Raw genomic sequence first — 17,994 nt, 5'->3', positions numbered from 1 at the left:
GCGGGCTTGGCGCGTTTCTGGCAGGGCTCGGCTAAGGCCTTTGTCACAGGATGTTCATCAGCCGTGCCTAGGCTTGCACTATTCTCCAGATGCCCTGCTTTGGGGCTGGACTAGTCCAGATAGGTAACCTTTGATGCAGTCGACGCCACCGCGTGCGGTAACAGCCATCTGCCATGCCCTGCAGGAGCAGATCGAGCACGGCTTGCTGGCGCCAGGAGGCAAGCTGCCGGCCGAGCGCAGGCTCAGTGAGGTGTTCGACACCACCCGTATCACCTTGCGCGAGGCGCTGGTGCAGCTCGAGGCCCAGGGCCTGATCTATCGAGAGGAGCGGCGCGGCTGGTTTGTCGCGCCCCAGCGGCTGACCTACGACTTGATCGAGCGCAGCCACTTTCATGCGATGGTGCGCGACCAGGGCCGTCAGCCCACCACCGAACTGCTGTCGGCGCGCCTGCAGCCCGCCCCGGCGGCCATCTGCGCGCGTTTGTGCCTGCCGGGGTTGTCCAGCGTGGTGAGGATCTGCCGCTTGCGCAGGATCGATGGGCGGGCGGTGCTGTATGCCGAGCACTATCTCAACCCGCGCTACTTCCCGGGCATTCTTGACCAGGACCTGGCGCAGTCTCTGACCGAGATCTATGGGCGGGTGTATGGCATCCGGTATGGGCAGGTGTGCTTCGAGATCCTGCCCACGGCCTTGCCGGTGGACGCGGCAGCCGCCTTGAAGGTGTCTGCGGGCAGCCCTGGGCTGCATATCACCCGGGTCAACAGTGACCAGCATGGGCACCTGATCGACTGTGACCTGGAGTACTGGCGGCACGATGCGATTCGTATTCGTGCCCAGGCGGGGTAGGGCTGCGTTGCAGCCCTATCGCCGGCAAACCCACTCCACAGGTACACCACCGTTCTGAGGGCCTGTGCTTTACCTGTGGGAGCCGGCTTGCCGGCGATAGGGCCCTAACTGGAAGTACCGGCTTCGCTCATCCCCCCACCCCCGGCCGTCACGACCTGCACCGACAACCGCGGCGTCGCCAGATCGAGCCCAGCCTCGTCGAGCTGGCGCTTCAGCGCCAGGTTGAACGCCCGCGACACTTCCCACTGCTTGATCGGCGCGGTCTTGAACCGCGCTCGCAAGATCGCCGACCCCGACTCGAAACTCTCCACCCCCTGCAATTCCAAGGGCGACCAGATATTGCGGCGCATCAGCGGATCGGTGCGCAGTTTCTGCCCCACTTCACGGATCAGCGTGATGGCCTGATCGATGTTCATGCTGTGCGGGATCGCCACGCGGAAGATCGCATAGCCGAACTCGCGCGAGTAGTTCTTGATGCTCTTGATTTCGCTGAACGGGATGGTGTGCACGATGCCGTCGATATCGCGCAGGCGCACGGTGCGGATGGTCAGGCCCTCGACCGTGCCCAGGTGGCCGCCGACATCGACGTAGTCGTCGATGGCCAGCGAGTCCTCGATGATGATGAACAGGCCAGTGATCAGGTCGGCTACCAGCGATTGCGCGCCGAAGCCAATGGCCAGGCCGATCACACCGGCACCGGCCAGCAGTGGCGTGACGTTCATGCCCATGTTGGCCAGGGCGACGATCACCGCGATGATGAAGATGGCCACGAACATCACGTTGCGAATCAGCGGCATCATGGTTTGCGCACGGGCGTTGGCCAGGCCGCGGCGTGAACGCACCAGTGCATGGTGCACCGCCGTGTCGGCCAGGATCCACACCAGCCAGGCGACAATCAGCGTGCCGGCCAGGCCTGCCAGGCGCATGCTCACTTCATGGCCGTCGCCTTCGGCAAAGCCGACCATCGACAAGCCCCACACCCGCAGCCCCAGCTCGATGAACAGCAGCCAGATGCCCAGGTGAACCAGGGCATAGGCGAAGTTGCGCAGGCGTTCGGTATACACCGCCTGGCGCTTGTTGGCGCGCTTGGGGTTGGCGGCGTGGCGGCGTACCAGGCCGTTGAGCACCATGCACACCACCACCAGTACCGTGCACATCAGCGACTGGCGCAGGGCGGTGCTGGTGTCGCCGGCGGAAATGAATGTGGCGATAAGTGAAATCGCCACCAGGATCAGTGGCGGCACGAACCAGAAGCTGCCGAGCAGTTCGATCGTGTCGCTCAGGGTACGCCGGGTCAGGCGCCGGTCCAGGGGCTGGTTGCGGATCAAGTGGGCGATCGGGCGGCGAAAGCGCAGGATGAACAGCCCCGTGCACACCGCGGCGATGACGTTGGCCAGCGTGGCCAGGGCATGTGCCAGGTGGGTGCCCAGGGCGACGGTCATGCGCGGGTCGCTCATCGCCTCGCCAAAGGCGGCGAAGCTGCCGATCAGCCACAGCGGGCGGAACGCCTGGTGGCGAAGGATGTACAAGGCACGGTGGCGGTGAGGGCCATCGAGCAGGGAGAAGGCGATCACGCAGATGGCAGAGAAGCAGGTGCCCACCACCAGCGCATAGGCCAGCACCATGGCCATCGACTTGCCCAGCGAGGAGGGCAGGGCAAAGCTCAGGTACACGGTGAACACCAGTGCCACCAGCCACGGCCCGAGCTTGCGCAGAGCGAAGCGCACCAAGTCCCAGGTGCGCGGGTGCTGGGGCAGCTCCTCGGTCAGGCCGAAACGCACCCGCACGCGGTGGCCGATCCAGTTGAAGGCGTAGGCCAGCAGGCTCCAGACGGCGATGATGGCGGCAAAGCCGAAGAGGATCGCCGGCCACTGGTGCACCGGCACGATCAGATCGGTGAGTTCGGCCTGGGCCTGGTCGATTTCCAGCGCCCAGCGATTGAACGGGCTGGCCTCGCCGCTGAATTGCTTCTCAAGGTCATGCAGTGCGCCGCCGATCAGGCCCAGCACGCCTTGTTCAGCGGCCGGTTGTGACTGCTTGGTGGCGTCGCGCAGCTTCTTCAGGTCGGCCAGCAGCTTGGCCCGTTGCTGGTCGTTTTCCAGGTTCTTGATCACTTCGTCCAGCGATTTGCCCAGAGGCTCGGTGGCCTCGGGCTGGGCGGGAGTACTGGAGCCGAGCAGGCTCGGCAGGCCCGCCGCCTGGGCCGGAGAAAAGGCGATGAACAGCAGCAGGGCAAGGCAACGCAGAAGTGCAGGCACCGGGAAATCTACCTCAGGTCAAACGATTGACCGAGTGTAGAGGTTTATGTGGGGAGTTTCTCAAGGATCTTCCAGCAGGTCAGGCCGAAGATGCCCAGGGTGCCGATCCACATCATCAGCACGCCGATGTTGCGCTCACGCATGCTGAAGCCGATGGTCAGCAGCATCAGGAACAGGAACACCGGTATGAACAGGGACAGGAAGGGGGACATGGACTGCAATCCTTTTGCGTGGGGGCATGTCTTAAGCATAGCGGGTGGCAAGCGAAGCGGGATTGATCCGCGGCAGCTCTATCGCCGGCAAGCCGGCTCCCACAGGTACCCCACTGTTCTACAGGGCAGTGCTGTGCCTGTGGGAGCCGGCTTGCCGGCGACAGGGCCGCTACAGGCTCAAGGCAATTCGCGGCTGCGATAGAACGCGGTCAGCACCTTCACCAGATGCGCCAGGTCGTGGCTGCCACACAGCTCGCGAATCGAGTGCATGGCAAAGGTCGGCAGGCCGATGTCCACGGTGCGCACGCCTAGGTGGCTGGCGGTGATTGGGCCGATGGTCGAGCCACAGCCCATGTCGCTGCGCACTACGAAGCTTTGCACCGGTACTTCCTCGGCCATGCACAGGTGGCGGAAGAAACCGGCCGTTTCGCTGTTGGTGGCGTAACGCTGGTTGTTGTTGACCTTGATCACCGGCCCGGCGTTGAGCTTGGGCCCGTGGTTGCCGTCATGCCTGTCGGCGTAGTTGGGGTGCACGCCGTGGGCGTTGTCGGCCGAAACCATCAGCGAGCGCTGGATGGTCCGCACATAGGCATCGCCGTCCGGCAGCAGGCGCTGCAGGGTCTGTTCCAGCATCGGGCCGTCGGCGCCACAGGCCGAGCAGCTGCCGACCTCTTCGTGGTCGTTGCATACCAGCACGCAGGTTTCGTCGCTGTCGGCTGCCAGCAGCGCCTGCAGGCCGGCATAGCACGACAGCAGGTTATCCAGGCGGGCACCGGCGATGAAGTCGCCGTTCAGGCCGATCAGCGCGGCATCCTGGGTGTCGTAGAAGCTCAGTTCGTAGTCCAGCACCACATCAGCGTTGAGCTCGTGCTCGCGGGCCAGTTGCTCGGTGAGCAAGGCGCGGAAGTCGATGCGCTCGTCGCCGGCGACCTGGGCGAGGATCGGCGGCAGTTCGTTCTGCGGGTTGATCTGCCAGCCTTCGTTGGCGGTGCGGTTCAGGTGGATCGCCAGGTTGGGGATGATCGCGATCGGTAGCTTGAAGTCGATCAGCTGGCTTTCGACCTTGCCGTCACGGCGGAAGGTAACTCGCCCGGCCAGCGACAGATCGCGGTCGAACCACGGTGCCAGCAGGGCGCCGCCGTACACTTCCACGCCCAGTTGCAGGAAGCCCTGGCGCTGCAGCTCGGGCTGCGGCTTGACCCGCAGGCACGGGCTGTCGGTGTGTGCGCCGACCATGCGGATGCCGCCGAGCAGTGGCGCTTGCTTGCCCAGCTTGATGGCGATGATCGAGGAATCGTTGCGGGTGACGTAGTAGCGGCCGCCAGGCACTGTGGCCCAGCTGTCACGCTCGTCCAGGCGCTGGTAGCCGGCAGCTTCGAGGCGCTGGGCCAGGCTGGCGGTGGCGTGGAAGGGCGTCGGGGAGGCCTTGAGGAAATCGATCAGGCCGGTATTCAGTGCTTCGCGCATAACTCACTCCAGACAGCAGTGGCGCGAGTTTAGCGCAGATAGATCACAAATTGTGTCGGCCCAAGCGCCGGCAAGCCGTCCCCCACAGTAACCGAGACGCCTCAGGACTCTGTGGGAGCCAGCTTGCTGGCGATGAGGCCAGAACAGCCGACGAACAGTCAGAACGGAGCCGGGCACTCGAACTTCAGCCGTTCCCCGGAAACCGGGTGGGTGAAGCTCAGCATCGAAGCATGCAGGCACAACCGGTCATGGGCCGCCAGCGCCTCGGCGTTGGCATACAGCCGGTCACCCAGCAGCGGATGCCCGATCGACAGCATGTGCACGCGCAACTGGTGCGAGCGCCCGGTGATGGGCGTCAGTTCGACGCGGCAGTAGTCGCCACAGCGTTCGACGATGCGCCAGAAGGTCAAGGCATGCTTGCCCAGTTCATGGTCCACCACATGGCGCGGCTTGGTGGGCGGGTCGTAGCGCAGCGGCAGGTCGATGCTGCCGCTGTCCAGCGCCGGTTGCCCCCAGCACAGGGCGGTGTAGGCCTTCTCGGTCTCGCGGTCGTGGAACTGGCGCGACAGTTCACGGTGGCTGTCGGCATCGCGGGCCAGCAGGATGATGCCGGAGGTTTCCCAGTCCAGGCGGTGAACGATCAGTGCGTCCGGGTAGCCGTTTTCCTGCAGGCGGGTGATCAGGCAGTCCTTGTTGTCGTCGGCACGGCCTGGCACCGACAGCAGCAGGGTCGGCTTGTTGACCACCAGGATGGCGGCGTCTTCATGGAGGATCTGCACGTTCGACAGCGGCATTGCGGGTTCTCGGTCAAATCGGGGAAAACCATTGGGGCCGCTTCGCGCCCCATCGCCGGCAAGCCGGCTCCCACACCTGTAGGAGCTGGCTTGCCAGCGATGGGCTGCGAAGCAGCCCCAATGATCAAGGCCAGGTCGCTGAATCAGCGATCCGGCAAGGTGATGTTCAGTTCCAGAATCGAGCAGCTACCCTGGTTTTCCAGCTCGATGTGCACGTCATCGTTGCCGATGTTCACATACTTGCGGATCACTTCGAGCAGTTCTTTCTGCAGCGCCGGCAGGTAGTCCGGTTCGCTGCGCTGGCCGCGCTCATGCGCCACGATGATCTGTAGACGCTCTTTCGCTACCGACGCGCTGGTCTGTTTCTGTCTGCCACGAAAGAAGTCAAAAAGGTTCATGGTTTACTTGCCTCCAAACAGGCGCGCGAAGAATCCTTGCTTCGGCACTTCGATGAAACGCAGGGGTTTCTCTTTGCCCAGGAGGCGGTCGACGGTGTCGCTGTACGCCTGGCCAGCATCGCTCTGGTCGTCGAGGATGACCGGGATACCCTGGTTGGAAGCCTTGAGCACGGCCTGGGACTCGGGGATCACACCCTTGAGTTTGATCGCCAGGATCTCTTCGACGTCGGCGATGCTGAGCATTTCGCCCTTTTCGACGCGCTCGGGGTGGTAACGGGTGATCAGCAGGTGTTCCTTGATCGGCTCTTCGCCGTTCTCGGAGCGGCGCGACTTGCTCGACAGGATGCCCAGCATGCGGTCGGAGTCACGTACCGAAGACACTTCAGGGTTGGTGACGACAATGGCTTCGTCGGCGAAGTACATCGCCAGGTGCGCGCCTTTTTCGATACCGGCCGGCGAGTCGCAGATGACGTAATCGAACTGTTCTTTCAGCTCCATCAGCACCTTTTCCACGCCTTCCTGGGTCAGCGCGTCCTTGTCACGGGTCTGGCTGGCGGCCAGCACGAACAGGTTCTCGAGGCGCTTGTCCTTGATCAGGGCCTGTTGCAGGTTGGCTTCGCCGTTGACCACGTTGACGAAGTCGTACACCACGCGGCGTTCGCAGCCCATGATCAGGTCGAGGTTACGCAGGCCCACGTCGAAGTCGACGATGACTGTCTTGTGGCCGCGCAGTGCGAGGCCGGTGCCGATGGCGGCGCTGGTGGTGGTCTTGCCCACACCCCCCTTGCCGGAAGTAACGACGAGAATCTTGGCCAAGGTGTTTCACCCCTAAATAAGTCGGGACACGTGTCCCAGCAAAATGCAAAAAACGGCAACAGGTAAAAAAGTTGCTCTAAAAATGACGGCAAGTATCCGTTAAAGACGGGTGATGTTCAACACGTCACCGGACAGGCTGACTTGCACGCCGGAGCCCCACAGCGGGTCGCGGCGCAGGTCTTCGCAGACCTTGTACTGGCCAGCGATCGAGACCATTTCGGCGGTCATCTGCTGGCAGAAGATACGTGCCTTGGTATTGCCCTTGATGCCGGCCAGGGCGCGGCCGCGCATGGCGCCGTACACATGGATGTTGCCATCGGCGAGAAGTTCCGCACCTGGGCTGACGGAGCCTGTGACCACCAGATCACCACCCTGAGCGTAGATCTGTTGGCCACCGCGCACCGGCGAGGTGATGATTCGGGTCGGGCGGATTTCTGGTTCTGCAACTGGCGCCGGAGCCGGTGCCGGCTCGGGTTTCTTCACTTCAGGCTCGGGTTCCAGCGGCCGCTCGCGGGCGCCCGAAGGTGGCAGCACCGGCAGGTCGATGGCGATCGCCGCGGCGATGTCCTCGATACGGTTGGCGCGGATGGCCAAGGTGCGCAGGCCGTGGTGGCGGCAGATGCGCATCAGCCCGGGCAGGTCGATGGCGCCTTCGTCGGCCGGCAACTTGTCCAAGGCCAGCACCAGCGGCGTGTTGCTGAAGAAGTTCGGCGCCTGGGCCACTTTCGCCGCCAGTTGGCGATCAAGGGCTTGCAGGTCGTTGCGCCCCAGTTCCAGCACAGTGATGGCGAGCATGCTGCCCTTGAGCTGGAACACGGAGGCGGTGTCGGGTGTGTGGTTTGGGCTCATGGTCTGCATAGACGGCAAGTTGCGAAAAAAGTGCCCTGACTTATAACGATAAGACCGGTTGGCCGCAACCGGCGCAGATCCGATGTAGAATGCTCGGCCTTTGTCCCAACGGAAGCTTCAATGGAACGCCCGCGTTTTCGTCCCTATTTCCTGCACCCACGGTTCTGGGGCCTGTGGCTTGGCCTCGGCCTGCTGTGGCTGGTGGTGCAGCTGCCGTACCGAGCCCTGCTGTGGCTCGGCGGTGCCCTGGGCGCAGTGATGTACCGCCTGGCCGGTGAACGTCGGCGCATCGCCGCGCGCAATCTGGAGCTGTGCTTCCCTGAACTGTCCGACGACGAACGGCGCCGGTTGTTGAAGGCGAATTTCGCCTCCACTGGCATCGCCTTCTTCGAAATGGCCATGAGCTGGTGGTGGCCCAAGGCCAGGCTGGCACGCCTGGCGCACATCGAAGGCCTCGAGCACCTGCAGGCGGCGCAACAGGCCGGGCAGGGCGCGATCCTCATGGCGGTGCACTTCACCACCCTGGAGATCGGCGCCGCGCTGCTGGGCCAAGCCCACACCATCGACGGCATGTATCGTGAGCACGGCAACCCGCTGTTCGACTTCATCCAGCGCAGCGGCCGCGAGCGGCACAACCTCGACTCGCTGGCGGTGGAGCGCGAGGATGTGCGTGGCATGCTCAAGCTGCTGCGAGCAGGCCGGGCGATCTGGTACGCGCCGGACCAGGACTACGGCGCCAAGCAGAGCCTGTTCGTGCCGTTGTTCGGCATCCCGGCGGCGACGGTCACCGCCACCACCAAATTCGCCCGCCTGGGCAAGGCACAGGTCATTCCCTTCACCCAGAAGCGCCTGGAGGATGGCAGCGGCTATCGTCTGGTAATCCATCCGCCGCTGGAGGGCTTCCCTGGTGAAAGCGAAGAGGCCGACTGCCTGCGTATCAATCAGTGGATCGAAAGTGTGTTGCGCGAGTGTCCCGAGCAGTACCTGTGGGCGCACCGGCGCTTCAAGTCGCGGCCTGAGGGCGAGCCGCGGCTGTATGACAAGAAAAAACGCTGACTCTGTTTTTTCAGGCCTGGCCCTATCGCCGGCAAGCCGGCTCCCACAGGTTCAGTGGGGTACCTGTGGGAGCCGGTTTGCTGGCGATAGGGCCGATGCCGACAACCCATCAAATCCAGGAAGGGCTCGATGACCCCAACCACCGGCCTGATCCTCTCCGGCGGCGGTGCTCGCGCCGCCTACCAGGTCGGCGTGTTGGCCGGCATCGCCGAGCTGCTGCCCCCCGGCGCAAGCAACCCGTTCCCGGTCATCGTCGGCACCTCGGCCGGCGCCATCAACGCCGTGGCCCTGGCCAGCGGCGCCACGCGCTTCAGCGAATCGGTGCAGGCGCTCACCCAGTTCTGGCAGAACTTTCGCAGCCACCTGGTGCTGCGCAGCGACTGGCCAGGTGTGATCCGCCAGGCCAGTCGCTTCGTCGGCCACAGCCTGCTGGGCCTGGGCAGCCATGCACCGGTGGCCTTGCTCGACAGCAGCCCGTTGCGCCAGTTGCTGGAATCGCACCTCGACCTGAACGGTATCGACCACGCCCTGGCCGCGGAGCATTTGCGTGCAGTGGCGGTGACTGCGTTCGGCTACGAGTCCGGCCAGGCGGTGACCTTTTACCAGGGGCGCGGCACCATCGATGCCTGGCTGCGCCACCGGCGCATCGGCGTGCCTACGCCGCTGACCATCGACCACCTGCTTGCCAGCGCGGCGATTCCGCTGCTGTTCGCGCCGGTACGGCTAGGCGATGAATATTACGGTGACGGCGCGGTGCGCCAGTCGGCACCGATCAGCCCGGCCCTGCATCTGGGGGCCAGCCGGGTGCTGGTGGTCGGGGTCAGCGGCAACCCGCAGCGGCCCGCGCCACCGTCGCCTACCCAGCGCGTGTTCAGTGGCCAGCAGCCGAGCCTGGCGCAGATTGGCGGGCATATGCTCAACAGCACCTTCATCGACAGCCTGGAGGATGACATCGAGCTGCTGCAGCGGCTCAACCACCTCAGCCACCTGCTGCCCGCGCACCTGGATGCACGGCGCCTGGGCCTGGCGCCGATCGAGGTGTTGGTAGTGGCGCCCAGCCAGCCGCTGGACGAGATCGCTGCGCGGCACCGGCGAGAGCTGCCGGCGGCGCTGCGGTTGTTCCTGCGTGGGCCGGGGGCGACGCGGACCAGCGGGGCGGGGGTGTTGAGTTATCTGCTGTTCGAGGCCAGTTATTGCAGCGAGCTGATCGACCTGGGGCGCAGGGATGCGTTGGCCAAGCGGCGGGAGCTGGAGCAGTTTCTGGGAATATGAGGATGTTCAGGCTGGCCCCATCGCTGACAAGTCGTCGAACTTGAATCCGATGCAGTACCTGTGGAAGCCGGCTTGCCGGCGATAGGGCCGCCAGCCATCACTCCGCAATCTGCAACTTGCGCGCCTGGGTATACACATACCGCACCTTCTCATACTCGAACGGCGAGTTGAGCTGGCCATAGCGGAATTTGGTGGTATAGCGCTTGTCCACCGCCCGCAGCAGGAAGATCTCGGGGTGATCGGTACTGACCTCTGCCACGTTGAGGAAGTTGACCGCCTGCTCCCCGGCATAATCCACCACCACCCCGGTGGTGTCGCGCAGGTTCGACGGCCCCAACACCGGCAGCATGATGTATGGCCCTTCCGGCACGCCATAGAAGCCAAGCGTCTGGCCAAAGTCTTCGCTCTGGCGCGGCAGGCCCATCTTGGTCGCCGGATCCCACAAGCCGCCCACACCGATGATGGTGTTGAACATCAGCCGTGCGGTGATTTCCGCCGAGCGCTTGGCCTTGAGCTGAAGCACGCTGTTGAACAGGTTCGGCACGTCGCCCAGGTTGTTGAAGAAGTTGCTCACGCCTGTGCGCACGAAGCTTGGGGTGACGTACTGATAGCCACTTACCAGCGGCAGCAGCACCCACTGGTCGAGGCGGTAGTTGAAATGGTAGATCCGCCGGTTCATCGACTCCAGTGGGTCATACACGTTCAAGGCTTCCAGGGTCGAGCGCTCGAACTCGCGCTGGTCGAGCCCGGGGTTGAATTTCAGTTCGCGCAGCGGGTCGATGAAGCCATCGGCCTCCGGTGCCAGGGGCTGCGCGGTCACTTGTGGGTCGGCTTCGATCACACTGGCGCGTGGCGCGGTTTCCGCGGCCATGGCATTGCCGGCAACCAGCAGGGCGGTGGCGAGGAAGTATTTGTTAACCACGGAAGAACTCCAGCATGGCGTCGCTGTTGACGCGATAGTTGAGGTTGCCGCAATGGCCGCCATGGGGGTAGAGGGTCAGGCGATCGCCGAACACCTTGCGCAGGAAGCCGATATCGCCGGGGCCGAGGATGACGTCATCGGCGTTGTGCATCACCGCGATCTTCGGGCTGTTGCGCAGGTAGTCTTCCAGCGCGTAGAGGCTCACCTGGTTGACCAGTTGCAGGATGCTGTTGCCGTCGGTGCGCGCGCGCCACATCGGGATCACTTGCTCGGTCATGTAGCAGTCGAAGTCGCACTGCAGGGCACGCTTGAAGAACGGTGTCAGGCTACTGCCTTCGGTGATCGGAAACTTCGGCGGAATGATCAGGCCGCGTCGGTTGATCAGGTCGGAGGTGAAGGCGATATCGGCCGCCGAGAAGCGGAACGAAGTGCCGATGAGCATGGCCATCTGTTCATTGGACAAGTGCTGGCGCGACTGCTGGAAGTCGTACAGCAGGGCGTCGTTGAGGTCGATGTAGCCCTTGTCCTGGAAGTAGCGGGTGAGTTTGTCGAGCATCAGCTCGTAGAAGGTGGTGCTGCGGTCGATGCCCTTGACCTGGGTCTGCACCAGCTTGTCGAGATTGTTGATCGAGGTGTACAGGTTGACCGGCGGGTTGAGCAGCAGCACACGCTTGAAGTTGAAGCTGCGGCGGGTTTCGTCCAGGTGGCTGACGAACGCTGCATCCAGCGCGCCGAGGCTGTAGCCGGTGAGGTAGAACTCGCTGATCGGCAGGCGCGGGTGCTGGGCACGCACGGCCTGCATCACTCGGTACATGTCTTCGGCGTCTTCCTTGCTCACCCCTGGGGTGGCGAAACGCGAGGCGGCGCTCATGAAGTCCCAGCTGGTCGGTGACGACAGCTGCACCACGTGGAAGCCGGCCTGGTAGAAGAGCTTTTTCAGGTATTCGTTGATGCTGCTGGAATAGGGTGCGCCGGTGCCGGCGATGAGGAAGATCAGCGGCGCCTCGTGGTCCTGGCGGGCCAGGCGGTACTTGAGTTTTTTCACCGACCAGAAGTTGTCGGGCAGGGTGAACTCACGCTCCGGGCGCAGATTGAGGCTGTAGTCGGACTGGTCGATTTCATCGTCGCTGGGCAGCGTCGGGCGCTGGTCGGGCGGCGTGGTAGCGATGGTCGCCTCGAACGGGTTGGTCAAGGGGAAGCCGTAGCTTGCGGCATCGATGTCCCGCGCCGATGCGGTTGCAGCCATTAACAGGCCGCCAAGAAGGGCGGCAAGGCGCCAAGATCGAAGCATGTAATCCCCCAGAAGGAACAAGGTCGTGCAATACGCAGGCTAGGACCACGGGTGTGCCATCAAAGTTGCCAGGTGTGCTGGCCTTTGGTGTGCTTGTTATTTGCAACATAGCTGCACGGCGGCGATTTTGCCTTACTTCAGGCCTTGGGCGATGATGCCTGTTTTCGATGACCGCAATGGGAGAACTGGATGTCTCGTTCGCTGCCGGCCGCGTTGCTGCTGTTGTTTCTGGCGCTTTGGCTCGCTGCCAGTTATGGCGTGCGCTATGGGTTGATGGAAGATGCCCGGTGGGTCGGGCTGTGTACGGTGCCGGGTGAGTATTGGCAATGCCAAGTGCGTTCGGTGCTCGGGTTGGGCATTCACTTCCAGGTGCTGGCCTGGGCTGGGTTGGGGTCGGCCTTGGTCGCGCAGGTGGTTGCCGGGCGAGCGGGGTGGTGGCTCGCGGTGCTGGGGCTGGTGTTCAGCGTGCCGGCGCTGGTGCTTTATACCGCCAGTATTGCGGTATTTGCGGTGGTGCTGGCGGGGTTGCGTTTGGTGCGGCAACCGCGTGGTTGCTGACAGGGGCTGCTGTGCAGCCCAATCGCCGGCAAGCCGGCTCCCACAGGAATCTGAGTTGCGCCCCCTCATACCCCGTAGGAGCCGGCTTGCCGGCGATCGAGGACGCAGTCCTCGCCTGTAAGATCAAGCCCTGCGAAGGCGCAAACTGCGCCCCCGCATACCCTGTAGGAGTTGGCTTGCCGGCGATCGAGGACGCAGTCCTCGCCTGCAAGATCAAGCCCTGCGCAGGCGCAAACTGCGCCCCCGCATACCCCGTTGGAGCCGGCTTGCCGGCGATCGAGGACGCAGTCCTCGCCTGCGAGATCAAGCCCTGCGCAGGCGCAAGCTGCGCCCCCGCATACCCTGTAGGAGCCGGCTTGCCGGCGATCGAGGACGCAGTCCTCGCCTGCGAGGTTAAGCCCTGCGCAGTCGCAAACTGCGCCACAAGGCGGCTGTCATCAGCACACTAACCACCGCCCAGCCCCAAGCTTGCTGGTTCCCCAGCCCTTCACGGTAAAGCTGCGGCATTACCCCAGCCCCGACGATAAATGCCAGCAACGCCACCTCAGCCCGCGCCGCCGCCACCGGTCGCAGCAGGTACACCACCGCCGGCAAGGCCAGCGCCGCCGTCGGGAAGCTGCGATACCGCGGGTCGAATACCATCGCCAGCATGCTCACCGCCGCAGCAAACCCTGCCGCCAGCAACAACCACCCCGCCCGCGCCTCGAACCAGGCGAATACCCGCTCACGCCAGCCGGCCCTGCGCCCCAGTGCCAGCACCGCGTGGGCCAGCACCAGCAGGTTGAGCCCCGCCAGCAACACCGCCCACAGCCATTCCCCGGCAAACCGCGCATGGGTGCGCATCAGCTCGCCCCATAACCCCAGGCAACCCGCACCGAACGCTACCAGCAGCGGCAGCAGCAAGGCGCCGGCGGCGGTGGCGGGGCGCCCGGCGAACACCAGCATGGCCGCCATCAGCACCACGCCGGCCAGCAACCACTGCGGCCACAGGTGCAGGTTGCTCACCGGGCCTTCGAGCACGCCCTTGTCTTGTCGGTCGGCATCGTACAGCCCCCAATAACCGCCCACCGCGCCTTCGTTGGCGCGCTTCCAGGGCTGGTCGAAGGCTTCGATCAGGTTGTAGTGCCAGCCATTGGCCTCGGCCATGGCGACGAAACCGCGCACGAAACGCGCCTCGTTGGCCCGGCTGGGCAGGGCGGTTTCGCGCTGGCGGCCTTCGCTGGGCCAGCCGGTTTCGCCGATGAAGATGTCCTTGGGCGCGAAACGGTTGGCGAACACCTGGTGCACGTCGGCGACATGGGCCAGGGCATCTTCGATGCCGCGCGGGTCGTCTTCCCAATAGGGCAGCAGGTGAATGGTCAGGAAGTCCACCGCTGGCGCCACCTGCGGATGTTGCAGCCAGAACTCCCAGACATCGGCGTAGGTGACCGGCACCTTGACCTGGCGCTTGACCCGGTCGATCAGCGCGGCCAGGCGCTCGCCGGTGACTTCCTTGCGCAGCAACGCCTCGTTGCCGACGATCACCGCGCTGACCACGTCCGGGTTGGCGTTGGCAGCGTCGATCAGCAACTGCACTTCCTTGTCGGTATCGACCGGGTTGGCGTTCACCCAGGCTCCGAGCATCACCTTCAGGCCGTGCTTGCGCGCCAGCGCCGGGATTGCTTCAAGGCCGGTCATGGAATAGGTGCGGATGCACTGAAATCGCTCGGCCAGCAGTGCCAGGTCAGCATCCATGCGGGCCGGGCGCAGGCGGAAGGGCTGGTCGTAGGGTGACTGGTCCTTGTCGAACGGGGTGTACGACGCGCACTGCAACTTGTGCGTGGGGCTGGCGGCATCGGGAAGTTGCAGCGGCTTGCCCAGCCCATACCAGAGCGCGCCGAGCCCAAGCAGGGCTAACAGGCAGGCGAGCAGGTAGAGCGGCAACAGCAGGCGAGCAGGGTTGGGCATCGGGCGGTCCGTCGTCAGGCACAAAACGATAGATAGTAGCCCGGCGCCAAACCTTTGGCATGCAAGGATCGCGCAGAACTGCAGGGGCCATTGCCGCTAATGGCACAGTGCTGTCGCAATGGGTTCGGGTACAGGTCGCAGATGGAGCAGGTCGACAGTGGTTGCAGGCACATGATGCAATCTCCAAGACCTGACGAGGGGATGCTTTGATGAAGATGCGACGTTTCCTGGGAGTGGGTACCGCTCTGGTATTGGCCATGAGTGCTGCGCAGGCAATGGCTAAAGAGGTAAGCATCGGCTACGTGGATGGTTGGGCCGACAGTGTGGCGACCACCAACGTGGCCGCCGAAGTGATCAAGCAGAAGCTCGGCTACGACGTGAAGCTGCAGGCGGTTGCCGCAGGGATCATGTGGCAGGGCGTGGCCACCGGCAAGCTCGATGCCATGCTTTCGGCGTGGCTGCCGGTCACCCACGGTGAGTACTGGGCCAAGAACAAGGACAAGGTGGTCGACTATGGTCCCAACTTCAAGGACGCCAAGATTGGCCTGATCGTCCCCGAATACGTCAAGGCAAAAAGCATTGAAGACCTCAAGACTGACAACAGCTTCAAGCAGAAGATCGTCGGCATCGATGCAGGCTCGGGTGTGATGATCAAGACCGACCAGGCGATCAAGGATTACGACCTGACCGGCTACAAGTTGCAGGCAAGCTCCGGTGCGGGCATGACGGCAGAACTGCAGCGTGCCTATCCCAAGCAGCAATCGATTGCCGTGACCGGCTGGGTGCCGCACTGGATGTTCGCCAAGTGGAAACTCAGGTTCCTGGATGACCCGAAAGGGGTGTATGGCGCGGCGGAAACGGTCAACAACATCGGCAGCAAGGAACTGGACAAGAAGGCGCCGGAAGTGGCCGAGTTCCTGAAGAAGTTCCAGTGGCAGTCCAAGGATGAGATCGGCGAGGTGATGCTGGCGATTCAGGATGGGGCCAAGCCTGAAGCAGCGGCGAAAGACTGGGTGGCCAAGCACCCGGAGCGGGTCAAGGAGTGGACCGGCAAGTAATTGATAGCCCAATCGCCGGCAAGCCGGCTCCCACACAGGTTCAGTGGAGTACCTGAGTGGGAGCCGGCTTGCCGGCGATAAGGCCACATTGGCCGCTACTTTGTTACTGATCCTGCAAAACAGTGTTGCATCTAAGACTAAGGTCGTCTGGTTGGCGTCCAACGGCAGCATAAAGTGACGGTGTGGGTTCCATCCCCTATCTGTGCTGCTAGGACAAAAACAATGAATGACAGCATTTACCTCTCGATTCAAAACAGCCCCCGCTTCAAGGAGCTGGTCAGCAAACGCGAACGGTTCGCCTGGGTGCTCTCGGCGATCATGCTCGGCCTCTACTGCGCCTTCATCCTCCTGATCGCCTACGGTCCTCATCTGCTGGGCGCCAAGCTCAGCCCCGAGTCGTCGATTACCTGGGGCATTCCCCTGGGCGTCGGCCTGATCGTTTCGGCATTCGTCCTGACCGCCATCTACGTGCGCCGCGCCAACGGCGAGTTCGATGAGCTGAACAAGGCCATCCTGAAGGAGGCGCAACAATGATTCGCCACGCCAAAGCCCTGGCCGTTCTGGCCTGCGGCGTTTTCGCACCCGCCGTGTGGGCCGCCGATGCCATCACCGGTGAGGTGCAGAAACAGCCGCTGAACGTCGCCGCGATCGCCATGTTCGTGGCCTTCGTCGCCTTCACCCTCGGCATCACCTACTGGGCCTCCAAGCGCAACAAGTCGGCGGCCGACTACTACGCGGCCGGCGGCAAGATCACCGGTTTCCAGAACGGCCTGGCGATTGCCGGCGACTACATGTCGGCAGCGTCTTTCCTGGGGATTTCCGCGCTGGTGTTCACCTCCGGTTACGATGGCCTGATCTACTCCATCGGCTTCCTGGTCGGCTGGCCGATCATCCTCTTCCTGATCGCCGAACGCCTGCGCAACCTGGGCAAGTACACCTTCGCCGACGTTGCCTCGTACCGCCTCGGGCAAAAGGAAATCCGTACCCTGTCGGCCTCCGGCTCGCTGGTGGTGGTGGCCTTCTACCTGATCGCGCAGATGGTCGGTGCCGGCAAGCTCATCGAGCTGCTGTTCGGCCTGGACTACCACGTCGCGGTGATCCTGGTGGGCATCCTGATGTGCCTGTACGTGCTGTTCGGCGGCATGCTGGCCACCACCTGGGTGCAGATCATCAAGGCCGTGCTGCTGCTCTCCGGTGCCAGCTTCATGGCACTGATGGTGATGAAGCACGTGGGCTTCGACTTCAACACCCTGTTCTCCGAGGCGATCAAGGTACACGCCAAGGGCGAGGCGATCATGAGCCCGGGCGGCCTGGTCAAGGACCCGATCTCGGCGTTCTCCCTGGGCCTGGCGTTGATGTTCGGTACCGCTGGCCTGCCGCACATCCTGATGCGCTTCTTCACCGTCAGTGACGCCAAGGAAGCACGCAAGAGCGTGCTCTACGCCACCGGCTTCATCGGCTACTTCTACATCCTGACCTTCATCATCGGCTTCGGCGCGATCCTGCTGGTCAGCACCAACCCGGACTTCAAGGATGCCGCCGGCGCCTTGCTGGGCGGCAACAACATGGCAGCGGTGCACCTGGCCGATGCTGTGGGTGGCAGCATCTTCCTCGGCTTCATCTCGGCGGTGGCCTTCGCCACCATCCTGGCGGTGGTCGCCGGCCTGACCCTGGCCGGTGCCTCGGCGGTGTCCCATGACCTGTACGCCAGCGTATGGCGTAAGGGCAAGGCCAACGACAAGGACGAGATTCGCGTATCGAAGATCACCACCGTCGCTCTGGGCGTGCTGGCGATCGGCCTGGGTATTCTGTTCGAGAAGCAGAACATCGCCTTCATGGTCGGCCTGGCGTTCTCCATCGCCGCCAGCTGCAACTTCCCGGTGCTGCTGCTTTCGATGTACTGGAAGAAGCTGACCACCCGCGGCGCCATGATTGGCGGCTGGTTGGGCCTGATCAGTGCGGTGACGCTGATGATCCTCGGCCCGACCATCTGGGTGCAGATCCTGGGTCATGAGAAGGCCATCTACCCGTACGAGTACCCGGCACTGTTCTCGATGATCATTGCCTTCGCCGGTATCTGGTTCTTCTCGGTCACCGACAAGTCCAAGGCGGCCGATGACGAGCGTGCGCTGTTCTACCCGCAGTTCGTCCGTTCGCAGACTGGCCTCGGTGCCAGCGGGGCGGTTTCGCACTAACCTTGCATCCGTAGCTTGAACACAACGCCCCGCCTGTCGGGGCGTTGTCGTTTC

General features: G+C 63.7%; 17 protein-coding genes. 7 read left to right on the top strand and 10 right to left on the bottom strand.

The genetic code is table 11. From position 1 onward, the window contains the following. Window positions 1–133: 133 nt before the first annotated feature. The gene (locus tag KU43P_RS20375) at window positions 134–847 is read left to right on the top strand and encodes a UTRA domain-containing protein (protein WP_317659234.1); all 714 of its coding nucleotides are present in this window, start codon (window positions 134–136) and stop codon (window positions 845–847) included. Between the two features lie 104 nt (window positions 848–951). On the opposite strand, the gene KU43P_RS20370 is transcribed toward KU43P_RS20375, so the two are convergent. The 7 genes from KU43P_RS20370 to minC form a co-directional block, all read right to left on the bottom strand. Beyond that, the gene (locus KU43P_RS20370) at window positions 952–3,105 is read right to left on the bottom strand and encodes a mechanosensitive ion channel family protein (protein WP_317659233.1); all 2,154 of its coding nucleotides are present in this window, start codon (window positions 3,103–3,105) and stop codon (window positions 952–954) included. 44 nt (window positions 3,106–3,149) lie between these two features. After that, on the bottom strand, window positions 3,150–3,317 hold the full coding sequence (locus tag KU43P_RS20365) for a hypothetical protein (protein WP_317659232.1): 168 nt from the start codon (window positions 3,315–3,317) through the stop codon (window positions 3,150–3,152). Window positions 3,318–3,494: 177 nt separating this feature from the next. Next, a complete protein-coding gene (locus KU43P_RS20360) occupies window positions 3,495–4,784 on the bottom strand; it encodes a M18 family aminopeptidase (protein ID WP_317659231.1) in 1,290 nt (429 codons plus the stop codon). Between the two features lie 158 nt (window positions 4,785–4,942). Then, window positions 4,943–5,578, bottom strand: a complete 636-nt coding sequence (locus tag KU43P_RS20355) for an RluA family pseudouridine synthase (protein ID WP_317659230.1) — start codon at window positions 5,576–5,578, stop codon at window positions 4,943–4,945. 143 nt (window positions 5,579–5,721) lie between these two features. Next, window positions 5,722–5,976 carry a cell division topological specificity factor MinE gene (gene minE / locus KU43P_RS20350; RefSeq protein ID WP_003252572.1) on the bottom strand — a complete coding sequence of 85 codons (255 nt, stop codon included), beginning with the start codon at window positions 5,974–5,976 and terminating at the stop codon, window positions 5,722–5,724. A 3-nt stretch (window positions 5,977–5,979) separates the two neighbouring features. Continuing rightward, a complete protein-coding gene (minD, locus tag KU43P_RS20345; protein WP_054893840.1) occupies window positions 5,980–6,792 on the bottom strand; it encodes a septum site-determining protein MinD in 813 nt (270 codons plus the stop codon). A 99-nt stretch (window positions 6,793–6,891) separates the two neighbouring features. Then, the gene (gene minC / locus KU43P_RS20340; protein WP_317659229.1) at window positions 6,892–7,650 is read right to left on the bottom strand and encodes a septum site-determining protein MinC; all 759 of its coding nucleotides are present in this window, start codon (window positions 7,648–7,650) and stop codon (window positions 6,892–6,894) included. Window positions 7,651–7,761: 111 nt separating this feature from the next. Between minC and KU43P_RS20335 the strand changes: the two genes are divergently transcribed. Together KU43P_RS20335 and KU43P_RS20330 are read left to right on the top strand one after the other, a co-directional pair. Then, window positions 7,762–8,697, top strand: coding sequence for a lipid A biosynthesis lauroyl acyltransferase (locus KU43P_RS20335; RefSeq protein ID WP_317659228.1), 936 nt, complete (start codon window positions 7,762–7,764; stop codon window positions 8,695–8,697). 129 nt (window positions 8,698–8,826) lie between these two features. Further along, on the top strand, window positions 8,827–9,969 hold the full coding sequence (locus KU43P_RS20330; RefSeq protein WP_317659227.1) for a patatin-like phospholipase family protein: 1,143 nt from the start codon (window positions 8,827–8,829) through the stop codon (window positions 9,967–9,969). Between the two features lie 97 nt (window positions 9,970–10,066). On the opposite strand, the gene KU43P_RS20325 is transcribed toward KU43P_RS20330, so the two are convergent. Both KU43P_RS20325 and KU43P_RS20320 read right to left on the bottom strand, forming a co-directional pair. Then, window positions 10,067–10,840: a VacJ family lipoprotein gene (locus KU43P_RS20325; RefSeq protein ID WP_317663874.1), complete on the bottom strand. Its 774-nt coding sequence runs from the start codon at window positions 10,838–10,840 to the stop codon at window positions 10,067–10,069. 43 nt (window positions 10,841–10,883) lie between these two features. After that, on the bottom strand, window positions 10,884–12,182 hold the full coding sequence (locus KU43P_RS20320) for a serine/threonine protein kinase (RefSeq protein WP_317659226.1): 1,299 nt from the start codon (window positions 12,180–12,182) through the stop codon (window positions 10,884–10,886). Between the two features lie 189 nt (window positions 12,183–12,371). Between KU43P_RS20320 and KU43P_RS20315 the strand changes: the two genes are divergently transcribed. Next, complete coding sequence (locus tag KU43P_RS20315; protein ID WP_317659225.1) at window positions 12,372–12,740, top strand: hypothetical protein; 369 nt, start codon at window positions 12,372–12,374, stop codon at window positions 12,738–12,740. Window positions 12,741–13,133: 393 nt separating this feature from the next. On the opposite strand, the gene KU43P_RS20310 is transcribed toward KU43P_RS20315, so the two are convergent. Further along, a complete protein-coding gene (locus tag KU43P_RS20310) occupies window positions 13,134–14,687 on the bottom strand; it encodes a beta (1-6) glucans synthase (protein ID WP_317659224.1) in 1,554 nt (517 codons plus the stop codon). A 209-nt stretch (window positions 14,688–14,896) separates the two neighbouring features. Between KU43P_RS20310 and KU43P_RS20305 the strand changes: the two genes are divergently transcribed. The 3 genes from KU43P_RS20305 (at window position 14,897) to KU43P_RS20295 (ending at window position 17,940) form a co-directional block, all read left to right on the top strand. Then, window positions 14,897–15,745 carry a glycine betaine ABC transporter substrate-binding protein gene (locus KU43P_RS20305; protein WP_317659223.1) on the top strand — a complete coding sequence of 283 codons (849 nt, stop codon included), beginning with the start codon at window positions 14,897–14,899 and terminating at the stop codon, window positions 15,743–15,745. A gap of 222 nt (window positions 15,746–15,967) precedes the next feature. Continuing rightward, window positions 15,968–16,279 (top strand): DUF485 domain-containing protein, encoded by a 312-nt coding sequence (locus tag KU43P_RS20300; protein WP_176517221.1) that lies wholly within the window; start codon window positions 15,968–15,970, stop codon window positions 16,277–16,279. Then, window positions 16,276–17,940: a cation acetate symporter gene (locus tag KU43P_RS20295; protein ID WP_317659222.1), complete on the top strand. Its 1,665-nt coding sequence runs from the start codon at window positions 16,276–16,278 to the stop codon at window positions 17,938–17,940. Before KU43P_RS20300 ends, KU43P_RS20295 begins: the two co-directional genes overlap by 4 nt. Window positions 17,941–17,994 lie beyond the last annotated feature (54 nt).

It is taken from the genome of Pseudomonas sp. KU43P (genome assembly GCF_033095865.1).
GTDB lineage: Bacteria > Pseudomonadota > Gammaproteobacteria > Pseudomonadales > Pseudomonadaceae > Aquipseudomonas.
This window is presented reverse-complemented; position numbering and strand designations above follow the sequence as displayed.